At 49.3% G+C, this 16,897-nt stretch carries 14 protein-coding genes; 6 read left to right on the plus strand and 8 right to left on the minus strand.

Translation table 11 applies throughout. The features are described from left to right. Positions 1-55: 55 nt before the first annotated feature. Positions 56-1,096 carry an NADP(H)-dependent aldo-keto reductase gene (locus ACJHWR_RS20445; RefSeq protein WP_001199299.1) on the plus strand — a complete coding sequence of 347 codons (1,041 nt, stop codon included), beginning with the start codon at positions 56-58 and terminating at the stop codon, positions 1,094-1,096. Between the two features lie 31 nt (positions 1,097-1,127). On the opposite strand, the gene lplT is transcribed toward ACJHWR_RS20445, so the two are convergent. Both lplT and aas read right to left on the minus strand, forming a co-directional pair. Continuing rightward, complete coding sequence (lplT, locus tag ACJHWR_RS20450; protein ID WP_000004610.1) at positions 1,128-2,321, minus strand: lysophospholipid transporter LplT; 1,194 nt, start codon at positions 2,319-2,321, stop codon at positions 1,128-1,130. After that, positions 2,314-4,473 (minus strand): bifunctional acyl-ACP--phospholipid O-acyltransferase/long-chain-fatty-acid--ACP ligase, encoded by a 2,160-nt coding sequence (aas, locus tag ACJHWR_RS20455; protein WP_000899036.1) that lies wholly within the window; start codon positions 4,471-4,473, stop codon positions 2,314-2,316. The genes lplT and aas overlap by 8 nt, the downstream gene beginning before the upstream one ends. 585 nt (positions 4,474-5,058) lie before the next feature. On the opposite strand from aas, the gene galR reads away from it, so the two are divergent. Beyond that, on the plus strand, positions 5,059-6,090 hold the full coding sequence (gene galR, locus ACJHWR_RS20460; protein ID WP_000201063.1) for an HTH-type transcriptional regulator GalR: 1,032 nt from the start codon (positions 5,059-5,061) through the stop codon (positions 6,088-6,090). A 6-nt stretch (positions 6,091-6,096) separates the two neighbouring features. Here the strand turns inward: galR and lysA are convergent, their stop codons facing one another. Beyond that, positions 6,097-7,359, minus strand: coding sequence for a diaminopimelate decarboxylase (gene lysA / locus ACJHWR_RS20465; protein WP_001120723.1), 1,263 nt, complete (start codon positions 7,357-7,359; stop codon positions 6,097-6,099). Between the two features lie 121 nt (positions 7,360-7,480). Between lysA and lysR the strand changes: the two genes are divergently transcribed. Further along, positions 7,481-8,416, plus strand: a complete 936-nt coding sequence (gene lysR, locus ACJHWR_RS20470; RefSeq protein WP_000741816.1) for a DNA-binding transcriptional regulator LysR — start codon at positions 7,481-7,483, stop codon at positions 8,414-8,416. Here the strand turns inward: lysR and ygeA are convergent. The 5 genes from ygeA to ACJHWR_RS20495 form a co-directional block, all read right to left on the minus strand. After that, entirely contained in the window at positions 8,403-9,095 is a 693-nt protein-coding gene (gene ygeA, locus ACJHWR_RS20475) for an amino acid racemase (protein ID WP_000848651.1), read from the minus strand. The two genes, lysR and ygeA, sit on opposite strands and share 14 nt — an antisense overlap. A gap of 128 nt (positions 9,096-9,223) precedes the next feature. Then, positions 9,224-10,642 carry an arabinose-proton symporter AraE gene (araE, locus tag ACJHWR_RS20480; RefSeq protein ID WP_001305804.1) on the minus strand — a complete coding sequence of 473 codons (1,419 nt, stop codon included), beginning with the start codon at positions 10,640-10,642 and terminating at the stop codon, positions 9,224-9,226. A 314-nt stretch (positions 10,643-10,956) separates the two neighbouring features. Further along, positions 10,957-11,718 carry a 2-dehydro-3-deoxy-D-gluconate 5-dehydrogenase KduD gene (kduD, locus tag ACJHWR_RS20485; protein WP_000603518.1) on the minus strand — a complete coding sequence of 254 codons (762 nt, stop codon included), beginning with the start codon at positions 11,716-11,718 and terminating at the stop codon, positions 10,957-10,959. 29 nt (positions 11,719-11,747) lie between these two features. Next, complete coding sequence (gene kduI, locus ACJHWR_RS20490) at positions 11,748-12,584, minus strand: 5-dehydro-4-deoxy-D-glucuronate isomerase (protein WP_000383251.1); 837 nt, start codon at positions 12,582-12,584, stop codon at positions 11,748-11,750. A gap of 286 nt (positions 12,585-12,870) precedes the next feature. After that, a complete protein-coding gene (locus ACJHWR_RS20495) occupies positions 12,871-14,052 on the minus strand; it encodes an acetyl-CoA C-acetyltransferase (protein WP_000656029.1) in 1,182 nt (393 codons plus the stop codon). Between the two features lie 255 nt (positions 14,053-14,307). Here ACJHWR_RS20495 and ACJHWR_RS20500 point away from each other — a divergent pair, with 255 nt between their 5' ends. The 3 genes from ACJHWR_RS20500 to ACJHWR_RS20510 form a co-directional block, all read left to right on the plus strand. Continuing rightward, complete coding sequence (locus ACJHWR_RS20500) at positions 14,308-15,537, plus strand: amino acid permease (RefSeq protein WP_000065950.1); 1,230 nt, start codon at positions 14,308-14,310, stop codon at positions 15,535-15,537. Positions 15,538-15,996: 459 nt separating this feature from the next. Then, the gene (locus ACJHWR_RS20505) at positions 15,997-16,629 is read left to right on the plus strand and encodes a helix-turn-helix transcriptional regulator (RefSeq protein WP_001305805.1); all 633 of its coding nucleotides are present in this window, start codon (positions 15,997-15,999) and stop codon (positions 16,627-16,629) included. A gap of 213 nt (positions 16,630-16,842) precedes the next feature. After that, a partial coding sequence (locus ACJHWR_RS20510) for an IS1 family transposase (RefSeq protein ID WP_129692851.1) occupies positions 16,843-16,897 on the plus strand: 55 nt, incomplete at its 3' end.

A 16,897-nucleotide genomic window follows, 5' to 3' on the forward strand; every position in this document is an offset into this window, starting at 1 on the left:
CTTCCCTCTGCCATTTTTATATTCCTTATGTCGTGATTATAAAAAGGAAACGGCTATGCAATATCACCGTATACCCCACAGTTCGCTGGAAGTCAGCACGCTGGGGCTTGGCACGATGACGTTTGGTGAACAGAACAGCGAAGCCGACGCCCACGCACAACTCGACTATGCCGTCGCTCAGGGCATTAACCTTATCGACGTTGCCGAAATGTACCCAGTACCTCCGCGCCCCGAAACGCAAGGGTTAACCGAAACCTACGTCGGCAACTGGCTGGCGAAACATGGCAGCCGCGAAAAGTTAATTATCGCCTCCAAAGTGAGCGGACCGTCGCGCAATAATGACAAGGGCATCCGCCCGGATCAGGCGCTGGATCGGAAGAATATCCGCGAAGCGTTGCATGACAGCCTCAAGCGTCTGCAGACTGATTACCTCGATCTTTATCAGGTGCACTGGCCGCAGCGCCCAACCAACTGCTTTGGCAAACTCGGTTATAGCTGGACGGATTCTGCGCCTGCAGTTTCGCTGCTGGATACGCTGGACGCACTGGCAGAGTACCAACGCGCGGGAAAAATTCGTTATATCGGCGTGTCGAACGAAACTGCATTTGGCGTAATGCGCTACCTGCATCTGGCAGACAAACACGATCTGCCGCGTATTGTCACCATTCAGAACCCTTACAGTCTGTTAAACCGCAGTTTTGAAGTAGGTCTGGCAGAAGTCAGCCAGTATGAAGGGGTCGAACTGCTGGCCTATTCGTGCCTGGGTTTCGGCACGCTGACCGGGAAATATCTCAACGGTGCAAAACCCGCTGGCGCACGTAATACGCTCTTTAGTCGCTTCACACGCTATAGCGGTGAGCAAACGCAAAAAGCCGTCGCGGCGTATGTTGATATAGCCAGACGTCATGGCCTGGATCCTGCACAGATGGCGCTCGCTTTTGTACGCCGTCAACCGTTTGTTGCCAGCACTCTGCTGGGCGCAACCACGATGGAGCAGCTGAAAACTAACGTCGAAAGTTTGCATCTGGAGTTAAGCGAAGACGTATTAGCTGAAATTGAAGCGGTACATCAGGTTTATACTTATCCGGCACCATAAGATTAACGCCGATTAAAACCGGCGTTAAATATTAATGACGGCGCTGCCAGATCCACAGCGCCGTTATTGCCAGCGCAAACAGCGCACCGAAGCCAATGCCAATGGGCACGACCGGGATGCCTACCATTACCGCCAGCGAGTAAATGCCCAGCATCAACAACATGGCGCTGTTTTCGCCAAGGTTTTGTACTGCAATTGCATTCCCCGCCCCGACGCTTTTTTTACCCCGTTCCTGTAGCAACGCATTGAGCGGAACGACAAAAAAGCCCCCCAGCACGCCAATCAGCATCAACAAGGCATAGGCTGGCAGCAGCTCGTGTTGCAGGGAGAAAATCAGTACCACCACGCCAATCAAAATCCCGGCTGGCATACAGCGTGACACGGTTTCCAGCGTAACTAACTTCGCTGCCGCACCAGCGCCAACCACGATACCAATCGCTACCATCGCGTTGAGATAGGTCGGCGTAGCGTTATCGGTAATGCCCAGCGCCACCGGTACCCACAGCACCAACAGGAAACGCAGCGTGACACCTGCTCCCCAGAATAAACTGGTGCCCACCAGCGAAAAACGCGTTTCACCATTGCGCCATAGCGAGGTGCAGGCATTCAGGAAACTGCGGGTCATGTTGATGAGATTCCAGGACTGCCCCGGACGCGCCGCCGCCAGTTTGGGAATGTAGATATTGGCAACGACCGCACCACCGTAGGCCAGTGCGCATGCGGCCAGGGCGACCAGGACATGCCAGTCAGCCAGTACACCACCGGCTACGGAACCGAGCAAAATCGCCGCTATGGTAGAAGCTTCCATTAAACCGTTAGCTTTCACTAACTTACTACCCGTGGTTAATTCGCCGAGAATACCGTATTTCGCCGGTGAATAGGCTGCAGCACCAACACCCACCAGCGTATAGCCGAGAAACGGATTGATACCAAAGCAGATACTGGCTGCGCCCAGCAGCTTCAGGCCGTTGGCAAACATCATCACCCGGCCTTTGGCGAAGCTATCCGCCACCTGCCCGACAAACGGCGCAAAAAGAATGTAAGCACCTACAAACACCATTTGCAGGATGGGCTGGCTCCACTCCGGATAGAACTGCGCTTTCAGTAGCGCTAGAGTGGCAAACAGTAGTGCATTATCGCCAAACGCAGAGAGAAACTGCGCCACGATAACCGCTTTCATCCCCTTCGACCACAACGAAGTGTTAGTGTGCACTGACTCACTCATCGTGTTGTTCCGCTTCGTCTACCCAGCTTTTCAACGTGACAAAGTCAGGTTTGCCGCTGCCAAGTAATGGCATCTGTTTCAGATAGCGAATATCGCGCGGTACAGCAAGCTCCGGCACGCCGTGCTCGCGGGCATACTGTTGCAACTTATCGCGCGTCAGTTCGTTATCTGTGGTGAAAAGCACCAGCGCCTCGCCTTTGCTGGCATCGCTCTTAATCGCAGTGGCATGGACTTTATCTGGCGAAACACCAAGTGCCAGTTGTTCCACCATTTCCAGCGATACCATTTCGCCTGCAATTTTGGCAAAGCGTTTTGCGCGGCCCTGAATCTGCACAAAGCCCTGCTCGTCGAAACGCACAATATCGCCAGTGTCATACCAGCCGCGCTCCATTTCGCCGCGAACATTCTCGGCGGTGGGCACTTCCAGTACACCTGGCTTCTCCACCCGCAGATAGCCGTTCATTATGTTCGGCCCTTTCAGTTGCAGGCGTCCGCCCTCTTCGATACCAGGAACCGACAACAGGCGCGCATCCATTCCTGGTAGAATACGCCCTACCGTACCGGGTTTCGCCGCCATCGGTACGTTGATGGAAACGACAGGCGCGCACTCGGTCACACCGTAGCCTTCAAGGATCCGCAGGCCAAATTTATCCTGCCAAAGCTGTTTGGTACTTTCTTGTAGTTTTTCTGCGCCTGCCACCACATAGCGTAGACGGTAGAAGTCATACGGGTTGGCGAAACGCGCGTAGTGACCGAGGAAAGTGGAGGTACCGAACAACACGGTGCAACTGCGGTCATACACCAACTCCGGCACAATACGGTAATGCAGCGGGCTTGGATAAAGGAACACTTCTGCACCTGTGAGCAGTGGCGTAAACAGGCCTACCGTCAGCCCAAAGGAGTGAAACAGCGGTAACGCCGACATAAAGCGATCGTTGGTGGTGAAGTCGGCAATCGTTTTAATCTGCTCGACGTTCGCCAGAATGCTTTTATGGCTATGGACGACGCCTTTCGGATGGCCTTCAGAACCGGAGGTAAAAAGGATCAGCGCCTCTTCTTCCGGCTGCTGTTTTACCTGTGCCAGACGCGGCATCAGCAAATGAGCGAAGATCCACACTTTGTCGGCAGTGGTGACATCTGCTTTTAAATCTTCCAGATAGACCCAGCGCACCTGAGTAAGTTGCTCCGGCAGATGCCAGAGTTTGCCTTTATCGAGAAACTGGCGGGAAGTGAAGATGGTTTTGATTTCAGCCGCCGTAATAGCACTGGTCAGCCCTTTTACCCCGGCGGTGTAGTTCATCATTGCGGGAATGCGGCGACGGGCGATGGCCCCAAAAATCACTGCCGCACTGATGCCTGCATTGGGCAGCATTAAGCCGATGTGTTCGCCTTCAACACTGTATTTTTCAAGGATGCGTCCAACAAACAGCGTTTTCGTAAGCAATTTGCGATAGGAGTCTGGGGTAAAGTTGACGTCTTCGACACATTTCTTCCCGGCTCCGAAGCGGTACATTGCACTCAGTAAAGATTCGTACAGCGTTTCACGCGGGCGCACCGCCATACGCGCTTCCATCATTATTTGATGCAGCATTTCGCCAGCGATTTTGCGACGGTCACGGGCACGCGGCGCATCCGGCATCTCTACCTGCGTTGGTGGCAAAATATGCAGAGTAATTTGCGGGAACAAGCGACGTTTAACCAGGCCTTTCAGGCGGCTGAAGTGCGTAAGTTCCGCCCCTTCAATACGCACAGGAATAACCGTTGCACCAGACTTCGCCGCGACAAAACCCGCACCATCGTAGATTTTCATCAGCGAGCCTGTGGTGGTGATTCGTCCTTCAGGGAAAATCACCACTGGTCGGCCCTGTTCCACCAGACGTACCAGATGTTTAATCGCCATAGGTTGCGTCGGGTCGAGAGGAACAAAGTCGATAAATGATTTCAGCCAACGCATATACCACTGTTGGCTTATTGAGGTGTAAACGGCAAATACCGGACGTACGGGTAAAAACAATGCCAGCAGTATGCCATCAATAAAAGAGACGTGATTAGGCGTGATTAGAACGCGCTCGCCCTTCAGTGCCTGGGTGTCACCCGTAACGCGAACGCGATACAAAACACGGCACAAATTTCGAAAAAAGCTAAAAAGCATTCCAACTCCCTTTGCTCTGATTCAGTAAAAGCGAATGGAGGGAGATTACACGAGATAAAGAACGCGAGCGACAGTAAATTAGGTGCGAAAAAAAACCTGCGCATCCGCGCAGGTTGGTGCAAGAGACAGGGTACGAAGAGCGTACCGAATAATCTCACCAATCAATACCTCTGGGATCTTGATTGTGGTCTGCACGACGACTCTTCGCCAGTGAGAAAACGCAAAGGAATGAAGGGAAATGCAACGAGGTGTGTAAATTGTCGGTTACTGTTACAGATTGATGACCGGCAAAAAAAAACCTGCGCATCTGCGCAGGCTGGTGTAATTCATGTGCTCAACCCGAAGTTGACTTCACCTATCAATACCTCTGGGATCACCACTTTAGCAACCTGAAGCCAAACGCCACCAGCGGTCAATCGCAACAGCGTTTCGCAAAGTGTAACCAAAGGTTTGCAATCTCTTTTTTTGTCTTACTTATTTGCGTTTGGCTCACATTCCCACGATGAAAACACGCCACCCCTTGAACCAACGGGCGTTTTCCGTAACACTGAAAGAATGTAAGCGTTTACCCACTAAGGTATTTTCATGGCGACCATAAAGGATGTAGCCCGACTGGCAGGCGTTTCAGTCGCCACCGTTTCCCGCGTCATTAATAATTCACCCAAAGCCAGCGAAGCTTCACGGCTTGCTGTGCATAGTGCAATGGAGTCTCTTAGCTATCACCCGAACGCCAACGCCCGTGCGCTGGCGCAGCAGACCACTGAAACGGTCGGTCTGGTCGTTGGTGATGTTTCCGATCCGTTTTTCGGTGCAATGGTGAAAGCGGTCGAACAGGTGGCTTATCACACTGGTAATTTTTTATTGATTGGCAACGGTTACCACAACGAACAAAAAGAGCGTCAGGCTATTGAGCAACTGATCCGCCATCGCTGTGCTGCGTTGGTCGTCCATGCCAAAATGATACCGGATGCCGATTTAGCCTCATTAATGAAACAAATGCCCGGTATGGTGCTGATCAACCGTATCCTGCCTGGCTTTGAAAACCGTTGTATTGCTCTGGACGATCGTTACGGTGCCTGGCTGGCAACGCGTCATTTAATTCAGCAAGGTCATACCCGCATTGGTTATCTGTGTTCTAACCACTCTATTTCTGACGCCGAAGATCGTCTGCAAGGGTATTACGATGCCCTTGCTGAAAGTGGTATTGCGGCCAATGACCGGCTGGTGACATTTGGCGAACCAGACGAAAGCGGCGGCGAACAGGCAATGACCGAGCTTTTGGGACGAGGCAGAAATTTCACTGCGGTAGCCTGTTATAACGATTCAATGGCGGCGGGTGCGATGGGCGTTCTCAATGATAATGGTATTGATGTACCGGGTGAGATTTCGTTAATTGGCTTTGATGATGTGCTGGTGTCACGCTATGTGCGTCCGCGCCTGACCACCGTGCGTTACCCAATCGTGACGATGGCGACGCAGGCTGCCGAACTGGCTTTGGCACTGGCGGATAATCGCCCTCTCCCGGAAATCACTAATGTCTTTAGTCCGACGCTGGTACGTCGCCATTCAGTGTCAACTCCGTCGCTGGAGGCAAGTCATCATGCAACCAGCGACTAACCGCAGTTAAAGCAATTCCAGTGCCAGTAATTCTTCGATGGTCTGGCGACGGCGAATTAACCGCGCCTGACCATTATCAAACAGAACTTCTGGTAACAGCGGACGGCTATTGTAGTTGGATGACATTGACGCGCCATATGCCCCCGTATCATGCAGTACCAGATAATCCCCTGCCTTCACTTCCGGCAAGGCGCGGGTTTCAACATTTCCCCCTTCCTGCTGGGTAAAGACATCGCCCGATTCACATAACGGCCCGGCGACGACGGTTTCCACCGTTGGTGCGTGTTCCAGTGAACGACCATCAGCTGCCAGGGCACTGATATGGTGGTAACTACCGTACATTGCCGGACGCATCAGATCGTTGAACCCGGCATCAACCAGCACAAAGTGGCGGCTACCCATTTGTTTGACGCTCCGCACCTGAGTAATTAACACGCCAGACTGCGCTACCAGGAAGCGACCCGGTTCAATTTCCAGTTTCACAGGGTGGCCCAAATGGCGGGCGATTTGCTCACGCGCGGCATTCCACAGACCATAATAATGTTCGGTATCAACCGCCTCTTCACCCTGTTGATAAGGAATAGAAAGCCCACCGCCCGCAGAAATAGCCTGTAAATCCTGACCGAATTCGAGGACCTGACGCACCATAGCACCACATACCTGTTCCAGATGGGCATAATCAACGCCAGAACCAATGTGCATGTGAATGCCGACCAGCTGTAGATGATGACGTTGTATCACGTCCAGTGCGGCGGGCAGATCGGTGTACCAGATACCGTGCTTGCTGTTTTCGCCACCAGTATTGGTTTTTTGGCTATGCCCGTGACCAAACCCCGGATTAACACGCAGCCATACCCGATGCCCTGGCGAAACCTGACCCAGTTGGTCGAGCATATCAACAGAACCCGCATTCACCGGAATTTGCAATTCACTGACGCGTTCAAGCGTCGCCTGATCGATAACATCTGCCGTAAAAACAATATCATCGGGGTGCGTTTGCGGATTGTAACCCGCCGCCAACGCACGCTCTATTTCGCCTAACGAGACGGAATCCACTTTCACGCCCTGCTCACGCATTAAGCGCAAAATATGAATATTGGAACAGGCTTTCTGTGCGAAGCGCACCACATCAAACTGTTTCAGCGCTGCAATCTGCCGACGAATAATTTGCGCATCGTAGACCCACACCGGGCAGCCAAATTCTGCGGGCAAACGCAGCAGATTTTCGGCGGTGAGATCGGTATCAGTGCTGAACAGTGAATGTGGCATAACAAACTCCAGATAAGTGCTTTTTTATGATTACGCCACATCATAAAAAGAATAAAAAATATCGATTTATGTTGAGTCTATGCAAAAATGATATGGATTACCGGATTGCGAGAGAGCGCTAATGGCCGCCGTTAACTTACGTCATATTGAAATTTTTCATGCGGTAATGACCGCCGGAAGCCTGACTGAGGCGGCACACCTGCTACACACCTCACAGCCAACTGTCAGCCGCGAACTGGCGCGCTTTGAGAAGGTGATCGGGCTGAAATTGTTTGAGCGCGTACGTGGACGATTGCATCCTACCGTGCAAGGACTGCGTCTGTTTGAAGAAGTGCAACGATCCTGGTACGGACTGGATCGCATTGTCAGCGCCGCAGAAAGTCTGCGCGAGTTTCGCCAGGGAGAACTGTCTATTGCCTGCCTGCCGGTCTTTTCGCAATCTTTTTTACCGCAGCTCCTGCAACCCTTTCTGGCACGTTATCCCGATGTCAGCTTAAATATCGTGCCCCAGGAATCACCGCTACTTGAAGAGTGGCTCTCGGCCCAGCGTCATGATTTAGGACTCACTGAGACACTCCATACGCCTGCGGGAACAGAACGTACCGAATTACTCTCTTTAGATGAAGTGTGTGTGTTACCTCCGGGTCATCCGCTGGCGGCAAAAGAGATATTAACGCCAGAAGATTTTCACAGTGAGAACTACATCAGCCTTTCCCGTACTGACAGCTATCGCCAGTTGCTGGATCAATTGTTTACTGAACATCAGGTTAAACGACGCATGATCGTAGAAACCCACAGCGCCGCGTCAGTCTGCGCAATGGTACGGGCGGGGGTAGGTGTTTCGGTGGTTAACCCGCTCACCGCACTGGATTATGCGGCAAGCGGTTTAGTGGTGCGGCGGTTCAGTATTGCGGTTCCGTTCACCGTCAGCCTGATCCGCCCCCTGCACCGCCCGTCATCAGCGCTGGTGCAGGCGTTTAGTGAGCATTTACAAGCGGGATTACCGAAACTGGTCACTTCTCTTGACGCTATTTTGTCGTCAGCTACGACAGCATAAAAGCGACAGCATCCTCGGCATGGATCGCCGCGGTATCAAACACAGGCAGAACACTGCGCTCTTCTGGCACCAGTAAACCAATTTCTGTGCAGCCAAAAATAACGCCCTGTGCGCCCTGTTCTGCAAGGCGAGCAATCACTTGCGCATAATAAGTGCGTGACGCTTCGGTAAATTGCCCCAGACACAGTTCTTCAAAAATAATCTGATTAATTTTCGCCCGTTCATCCGCTTCAGGAATGAGACAGTTGATGGAAAATTGTTCCGTCAGCCGCCCGCGATAAAAATCCTGTTCCATGGTGTAACGCGTACCCAGCAGCGCCACACGAGTCATTCCAGCCCGGATAATTGCACGTCCAGTGGCATCCGCTATGTGTAAGAAAGGCAGAGAGCAACGAGACTCAATGGCATCCGCCACTTTGTGCATCGTATTGGTACATAACACAATACCTTCTGCGCCCGCCCGCTGTAAGCCAAGCGCCGCCTCAGCCAGAATATCCCCGGTTTTGTCCCACTCACCGCGACGCTGGCACTCTTCTATTTCATGAAAATCGACGCTATGTAGCAGCACTTGCGCAGAGTGAAGCCCACCAAGCCGCTGTTTAATACCTTCATTTATCAAACGATAGTAAGGAATGGTGGATTCCCAGCTCATTCCTCCCAGCAAACCAATTGTTTTCATTCCTCTCTCCTGATGTGTGTTACCGCAACAAGGCTGAATAAGGAACGAGACAAACGCCTCAACGGCCAGGTGCCCAATCTCTATTAACGAAAAAAGGGCTGGATGTACAGCACATCCGGCCCGTGAAATCAGACGCCGATATTTCTCAACTTCTCGCCTGCCATCAGTTTGCGTTCGATATGTTCCAGCGTGACATTTTTGGTTTCCGGAATGAGCCAGAAAGTAATGCCCACAAACGCAATGTTCAGCCCAGTGTAGAGCCAGAACGTACCGGCAGCGCCAATGCTATCAAGCAGTGTCAGGAAGGTCGCGCCGATAATCATATTCGACACCCAGTTTGTCGTCGTCGAACAGGTGATGCCAAAATCGCGGCATTTCAGCGGCTGAATCTCAGAGCACAGGATCCACACCACTGGCGCGGCGCTCATCGCATAACCGGCAATACACATCATCGTCATGCCAACAGAGAGCCAGGACAAGCCACTGGAAGCCGTACCGTTATCAAACTGCATCAGGCAATAGCCCAGCACCAGAGTGCCTAACGCCATCACGCTGAAACCAATTTTCAGAGCCGGTTTACGCCCTGCTTTATCTACCGTAAAGACCGCAATGAAGGTGGCGAACATAAAGGTAAGCCCCACGACCAGAGTCGCAATCATCTGTTGTTCTGTGGTCGTAAAGCCCGCCATTTTGAAGATACGCGGCGCGTAGTACATGATGATGTTCATACCGGTAAACTGCTGCATCGCCTGCAACAACATACCGAGAAACACAGCACGACGGACGTTACGGTTGATCTTAAACAGTGCCCAACCGCCCTGTTTTAACTTCAGGCTTTCACGAATTTCGTTGAGTTCTTCTCGCGCTTTTTCCGACGTATCGCGCAGCATACGCAACACTTCTTCCGCCTCAATATGACGCCCTTTTTCCGCGAGCCAGCGCGGGCTATTTGGCAGGAAGACCACCAGAATAATCAGCAGGACTGCTGGTAAAGCAAGAACCCCCAACATTGCGCGCCAGTTACCGCTATAACTGAACGCTGTATCGGATAAAAACGCCAGCACGATGCCGAGTGTGACCATCAACTGGTACATACTGATCATCTTACCGCGAACGTTTTCACTTGCCATTTCAGAAAGATACAGAGGAGCGGTGTAAGACGCGATCCCGACAGCAATGCCCAGCACCACACGAGCGGCGATTAACATCTCTACGCTGGTCGCAAAAGCGGACCCTATCGAGCCGAGCACAAACAGGATGGCCCCCGCCATTAGGCTGTATTTACGCCCCAGACGGAACGACAGCCAACCATTAAACAGCGCACCAATTGCTGCGCCGAGCATCATGCTACTGACCACCCATTCCTGCAAACGGCTGGTCAGCACAAAGTGATCGGTAATGAACGGCAAGGCTCCGGCGATTACGCCGATATCAAGACCAAATAACAATCCTGCGACCGCAGCAGCTACCGAAACAAACATATTCATACGCCGCGTATCCCGCAAAGAACGTGGCGTTAAAGCAGATTCCGTATTGATAGTAACCATTTTTTCCTGCCAGCAGAGAGTAAGACATAGTGAAAAAATACGTGAACAATTCACACAGGTGTCAGGTCGGAAATAGCATAAATATGGATTAAATTGCTGCGACATGTCGTTATGTGATGGATATTCCAATTTTCAAATTAAGTTGAATAATTGAGATTATTATTAACCACCTAATTTTAAAGCAGATAAAATTCATAAAGTTCATTAATTGATAATTGATATGGATTATTTCATAACCATGATATGGATTATGATGATCTACAGGTATAAAAAACCCTGCCATGCGGCAGGGTCATAAAAGTAAGAAGAATGGATTAACGCGCCAGCCAACCACCATCCACAGCAATGGTATAACCATTTACATAATCTGAAGCGCTGGAGGCAAGAAACACTACCGGCCCCATCAGGTCACTCGGCAGTCCCCAACGGCCAGCTGGAATGCGGTCGAGAATTTCCGCGCTACGTTGTTCATCTGCCCGTAGTTGTTGAGTATTGTTGGTTGCCATGTAACCCGGAGCTATCGCATTAACATTAATGTTGTGTTTAGCCCATTCATTCGCCATCAATCGTGTCACGCCCATCACGCCGCTTTTTGATGCGGTATAAGAAGGCACACGGATCCCGCCCTGGAAGGAGAGCATTGACGCGATATTGATAATCTTGCCGCCATTGCCTTGCGCGATAAAGTGTTTCGCCGCTGCCTGAGACATGAAGAATACGCTCTTGATATTCAGGTTCATGACATCGTCCCAGTCTTTTTCGCTGAACTCGAGAGCATCTTCGCGCCGAATCAATCCGGCGTTATTCACCAGGATATCAATATGACCAAACTCCGCTACCGCGCGATCCAGCAGTGCTGGAATGCCATCAATCTTTCGCAGATCGGCGGTCAGGCTTAAAAAACGACGCCCCAGCGCCGTGACCTGCTTGATGGTTTCAGTCGGTTCAACGATGTTAATGCCAACAATGTCACAGCCCGCTTGCGCCAGCCCCAACGCCATCCCCTGGCCCAGTCCAGTATCACAACCAGTGACGACCGCAACTTTACCTTCGAGAGAAAATGCACTTAAAATCATAACAATACCTTATTCGTTTATGCCCACAACTAGCGCAAATCTTTAACGGCCACATGGTCCATATCATCAAAGACCTGGTTTTCACCGACCATGCCCCAGATAAAGGTATAAGCTTTGGTTCCGACACCGGAATGAATCGACCAGCTCGGGGAGATCACCGCCTGCTCGTTATGCATCACAATATGACGCGTTTCTTGCGGCTGCCCCATCATGTGGAAAACGCAGGCGTCATCATCCATATTGAAATAGAAATAAACTTCCATCCGGCGCTCGTGGGTGTGACACGGCATGGTGTTCCACAAGTTACCCGGAGCCAGCTCCGTCAGCCCCATACTCAATTGGCAGGTTTCCAGTACATCCGGGACAAAATATTTGTTAATCGTGCGACGGTTACTGGTGAGGTTATCGCCTAACGTGACTGGAGATACTTCGTCCGGTGTGACTTTTTTGGTGGGATACGTCGTATGCGCAGGTGCGCAATTGTAATAAAACTTCGCCGGAGTAGCGGTATCAATACTGGCAAAGACAACTTCTTTTGCGCCTTTACCAACATACAGGGCTTCGCGGTGACCGATTTCATAGCATTGACCATCGACGGTAATCGTACCGGCACCGCCAATATTGATAACACCTAACTCGCGACGTTCCAGGAAATAGCTTACCCCGAGTTGTTTACCAACTTCCCCGCCAACGGAAACCGTTTTAGTTACCGGCATAATGCCGCCAACAATAATACGGTCAATGTGGCTGTAAACCATGGTGTACTCATCAGCGACAAATACCTTTTCAACCAAAAATTCATTGCGCAGCCCCTGGGTATCCAGCGTTTTTGCATGCGCACTGTGGATGCTCTGTCTTACGTCCACATCAACCTCCGATAATCAGTGAAGCGTGAAAATAGAAAACGATAGTGAAACGCTGTTTCGTTTTCTCTATAAGGGGATGATATGCCCACGGGATAGGGTTTTCAATTAAAAATAAAACAATGTTTCATTTTTAAGTTAAGGACTGAAAAAAGTGCAGTGTCGATCACGAATATGTCATGAGAATGGAAAAATCAGGGAGCCCTGAAAATGTATGTCGACTCGCCAGCCACCATTATTCAACAGATTAATGACGGCTGATATTTATCGGTAAGGAGGAAATGCAGAGCTATTCGTCACGTTCAATGGTCAATGCCACGCCCTGGCCCCCGCCGATACAAAGCGTAGCCAGTCCTTTGCGGGCATTACGTTTCACCATTTCATGAACCAGAGAAACGAGGATTCGGCAACCGGAAGCGCCTATTGGATGACCGAGTGCGATCGCGCCACCATTGACATTGACCCGACGCTCATCCCATTCAAGCATCTTGCCAACCGAAAGCGCCTGTGCAGCAAACGCTTCATTAGCCTCGATAAGATCGACATCAGCCAACTGCCAGCCAACACGCTCCAGGCAACGGCGGGTCGCATACACCGGCGCAATTCCCATCAATGCCGGATCTACACCAACGCTGGCAAATGCGCGGATGCGGGCCAGCACGGGTAAATTCAACGCTCGTGCTTTGGCTTCGCTCATCATCATTACTGCAGCTGCGCCATCGTTTATGGATGATGCATTACCCGCTGTCACAGAGCCGAGACTATCAAATGAAGGATTTAAACGGGCTAAGCCTTCTGCACTGGCGTCAGTGCGTGGCTGTTCATCGGTATCTACAACCAACGTCTGACCGTTACTTTGGGTCATTACCGGGACGATCTCATCTTTAAATCGTCCGGCGTCAATCGCCGCTCGCGCTTTTTGTTGCGAGCTAAGTGCGTAAGCATCCTGCAACTGACGGCTGATGCCATATTCGCGAGCCAGATTTTCGGCGGTGACACCAATATGATAATCATTGAAGGCATCCCACAACCCATCGTGCACAAGACTATCAACCAACTGGCTATTGCCAAGCTGTGCACCGGTGCGGCTATCAGTCAGAACATGTGGTGCGCGGCTCATGTTTTCCTGGCCACCGGCGATGACAATATCAGCCTCGCCACACTGTATCGCCTGAGTAGCCAGATGCAGTGCTTTAAGCCCGGAACCGCAAACGTCATTAATAGTGATTGCAGAAACGCTGTTAGGAAGACCACCTTTAATAGCCGATTGCCTTGCCGGATTCTGCCCTGCCCCTGCAGTCAACACCTGACCAAGAATCACTTCATCCACCGCATATGCAGGAACACCGGTACGTTCTATTAACGCTTTCACGACCAGGCTGCCAAGTTCCACGGCGGAATGACCCGCTAACGCACCACGAAAGCAGCCGATAGGTGTCCGTAACGCCCCGACAATCACAACGTCTTTCATCACAACCTCGCACCAATTAACAGTGCAATAGTAAATGATTGTTAATAACAGTTATCTTAATTGTTTAAAAAAAAGTGATTTTTATCACAAAGGAAATACGCCTGACCAGCGGTCAGAGACATAACTGGCACGTAAGGTTTGCAACCACTAACCCACCAATAGAGAGGTAGAAAGGGCGTTAATCTCCCATACTTAACCTGGTTTATGGTAAATTGCCCTCCATTTTGTTTAATTTGTAGATGATACGTTCAGATAATGTCTAATATTTGGTCAAAAGAAGAAACTCTGTGGAGTTTCGCGCTCTACGGCACAGCCGTTGGTGCAGGCACGCTCTTCCTTCCTATTCAGTTAGGTTCGGCAGGGGCTGTGGTCCTGTTTATTACTGCTCTGGTCGCCTGGCCTTTAACATATTGGCCACATAAAGCCTTATGCCAGTTCATCCTCTCATCAAAAACATCAGCAGGTGAAGGGATAACGGGCGCGGTAACACACTACTATGGCAAGAAGATTGGTAATCTGATTACCACGCTGTACTTCATCGCCTTTTTTGTCGTCGTGTTGATATATGCCGTGGCAATTACCAACTCACTTACGGAACAGCTGGCAAAGCATATGGTTATTGATCTTCGCATCCGTATGTTGGTGAGTCTGGGTGTTGTATTAATCCTGAATCTCATTTTTCTGATGGGACGCCATGCCACTATTCGGGTAATGGGATTTTTGGTATTCCCATTGATTGCCTATTTCTTATTTCTTTCTATTTACCTGGTCGGTAGTTGGCAACCTGATCTATTAACTACCCAGGTAGAGTTCAATCAGAATACCCTTCACCAGATATGGATATCGATTCCCGTGATGGTTTTCGCCTTTAGCCATACGCCCATTATTTCTACGTTTGCCATAGACAGACGTGAAAAATATGGCGAACATGCTATGGATAAATGCAAAAAAATTATGAAAGTCGCTTATCTCATCATCTGCATAAGTGTACTGTTCTTTGTCTTTAGCTGCCTGCTTTCTATTCCACCTTCGTATATTGAAGCGGCTAAAGAAGAAGGGGTTACCATTTTATCGGCGCTTTCTATGCTGCCGAACGCCCCAGCATGGTTGTCAATTTCCGGGATTATTGTCGCAGTAGTTGCGATGTCGAAATCATTCCTGGGTACGTACTTTGGCGTTATTGAAGGTGCCACAGAGGTCGTCAAAACAACACTACAGCAGGTTGGTGTAAAGAAAAGTCGTGCATTTAACCGCGCACTATCAATTATGTTGGTATCGCTGATTACCTTCATTGTTTGTTGCATTAACCCGAACGCGATTTCGATGATTTACGCGATCAGCGGCCCGCTCATTGCCATGATACTTTTCATCATGCCTACGCTGTCAACGTATCTCATCCCGGCGCTTAAACCCTGGCGTTCCATCGGAAATCTGATTACGCTGATCGTGGGTATCTTGTGCGTATCGGTAATGTTCTTTAGCTAATATCCATTGTGAATGGTTCAAAATTGCTACAATTTTGAACCATTCCAGTTTTCATAATGTTCATTTGTTATAATTCCGCTCTATCACTTCTCTCGTCATATCCTAGTATTATCAGTTAGTTAAACACACAAAGAGATCTGAACATCTTAAATAAGACTATTTAAGATGCATAACTTAGATTCGCAAGATATCTTCTGGTCATTCAAAAACAATTTGCGATATAGATATTCTCATACCATGAGATAGTTATCTGAACCACCATCAACCAGGTAAGATTAAATCAGTGAAACATAATCATATTTAATAACGAGAAATGCATTTTTAAATGCTTTACTCAGAATTATAGCAAATTCAGATTAATCGCAATTTTTCCCAGCAAATTTACAAAATCATGGTGTATTGACATCATCAATAACCAATGAAATTATGCAATTATATACGGATAGGGAGGTTCTTAACATGGGGCTTTGTAGTCGTTATAAAAGTCTTACATGCAATAGTTGCTCAATGCATTGCCAAATAATGCCAGAAGAGTCACCGCGTTTGCAGTATTGCGCAAACTCGTGTTTTTGTATGTGGCCCGAAGAAAGTTCATATTTTAATCGTGGTGTGGTGGAAGGTATTTTAACAAAAAACCACAATGCGAGATTAAGCGGATATATTTTTGTCGATTTTTCAGTAAGTTTTTTACGTCTATTCCTTGAAAAAGACTGGATTGACTATCTTGCAAGTACTGACATGGGGATTGTTTTAGTCAGCGACCGCAATATGCAATCGTTAGCTAACTACTGGCGAAAACACAACTCTGCAATATCTGCTGTCATATATAATGATGATGGTCTTGATGTTGCCAATGAAAAGATCAGACAACTATTTATTGGTCGTTATTTATCATTTACCAGAGGGAACACATTAACTCAGATGGAATTCACCATAATGGGATATATGGTTTCTGGTTATAATCCATATCAGATTGCTGAAGTTCTGGATATGGATATCCGTAGCATCTACGCGTACAAGCAACGAATCGAAAAGAGAATGGGTGGTAAAATAAACGAGTTATTTATTCGTTCACATTCGGTCCAACATTGATACTCAATAATCTGCCAGAATCATACTCTGCTTATACGGGCATCTATTGAAATGCCCGTATTTTACAAATAAGCAGTAACCCCAAGAGTAAACAACATGGTATTTAAAACCATCACACGAAAAATTCAGAAGCATTACGAAATATGAATTTACAAACAGGTGATGCTGCCAACTTACTGATTTAGTGTATGATGGTGTTTTTGAGGTGCTCCAGTGGCTTCTGTTTCTATCAGCTGTCCCTCCTGTTCAGCTACTGACGGGGTGGTGC

The organism is Escherichia sp. WS568 (genome assembly GCF_046486085.1).
Classification (GTDB): domain Bacteria; phylum Pseudomonadota; class Gammaproteobacteria; order Enterobacterales; family Enterobacteriaceae; genus Escherichia; species Escherichia coli.

Bases quoted from the DNA above. Each gene is read 5' to 3' on its own strand.
- ACJHWR_RS20445 (WP_001199299.1), top strand. From the start codon at position 56: ATGCAATATCACCGTATACCCCACAGTTCGCTGGAAGTCAGCACGCTG.
- lplT (WP_000004610.1), bottom strand. From the start codon at position 2,321: ATGAGTGAGTCAGTGCACACTAACACTTCGTTGTGGTCGAAGGGGATG.
- aas (WP_000899036.1), bottom strand. From the start codon at position 4,473: ATGCTTTTTAGCTTTTTTCGAAATTTGTGCCGTGTTTTGTATCGCGTT.
- galR (WP_000201063.1), top strand. From the start codon at position 5,059: ATGGCGACCATAAAGGATGTAGCCCGACTGGCAGGCGTTTCAGTCGCC.
- lysA (WP_001120723.1), bottom strand. From the start codon at position 7,359: ATGCCACATTCACTGTTCAGCACTGATACCGATCTCACCGCCGAAAAT.
- lysR (WP_000741816.1), top strand. From the start codon at position 7,481: ATGGCCGCCGTTAACTTACGTCATATTGAAATTTTTCATGCGGTAATG.
- ygeA (WP_000848651.1), bottom strand. From the start codon at position 9,095: ATGAAAACAATTGGTTTGCTGGGAGGAATGAGCTGGGAATCCACCATT.
- araE (WP_001305804.1), bottom strand. From the start codon at position 10,642: ATGGTTACTATCAATACGGAATCTGCTTTAACGCCACGTTCTTTGCGG.
- kduD (WP_000603518.1), bottom strand. From the start codon at position 11,718: ATGATTTTAAGTGCATTTTCTCTCGAAGGTAAAGTTGCGGTCGTCACT.
- ACJHWR_RS20495 (WP_000656029.1), bottom strand. From the start codon at position 14,052: ATGAAAGACGTTGTGATTGTCGGGGCGTTACGGACACCTATCGGCTGC.
- ACJHWR_RS20500 (WP_000065950.1), top strand. From the start codon at position 14,308: ATGTCTAATATTTGGTCAAAAGAAGAAACTCTGTGGAGTTTCGCGCTC.
- ACJHWR_RS20505 (WP_001305805.1), top strand. From the start codon at position 15,997: ATGGGGCTTTGTAGTCGTTATAAAAGTCTTACATGCAATAGTTGCTCA.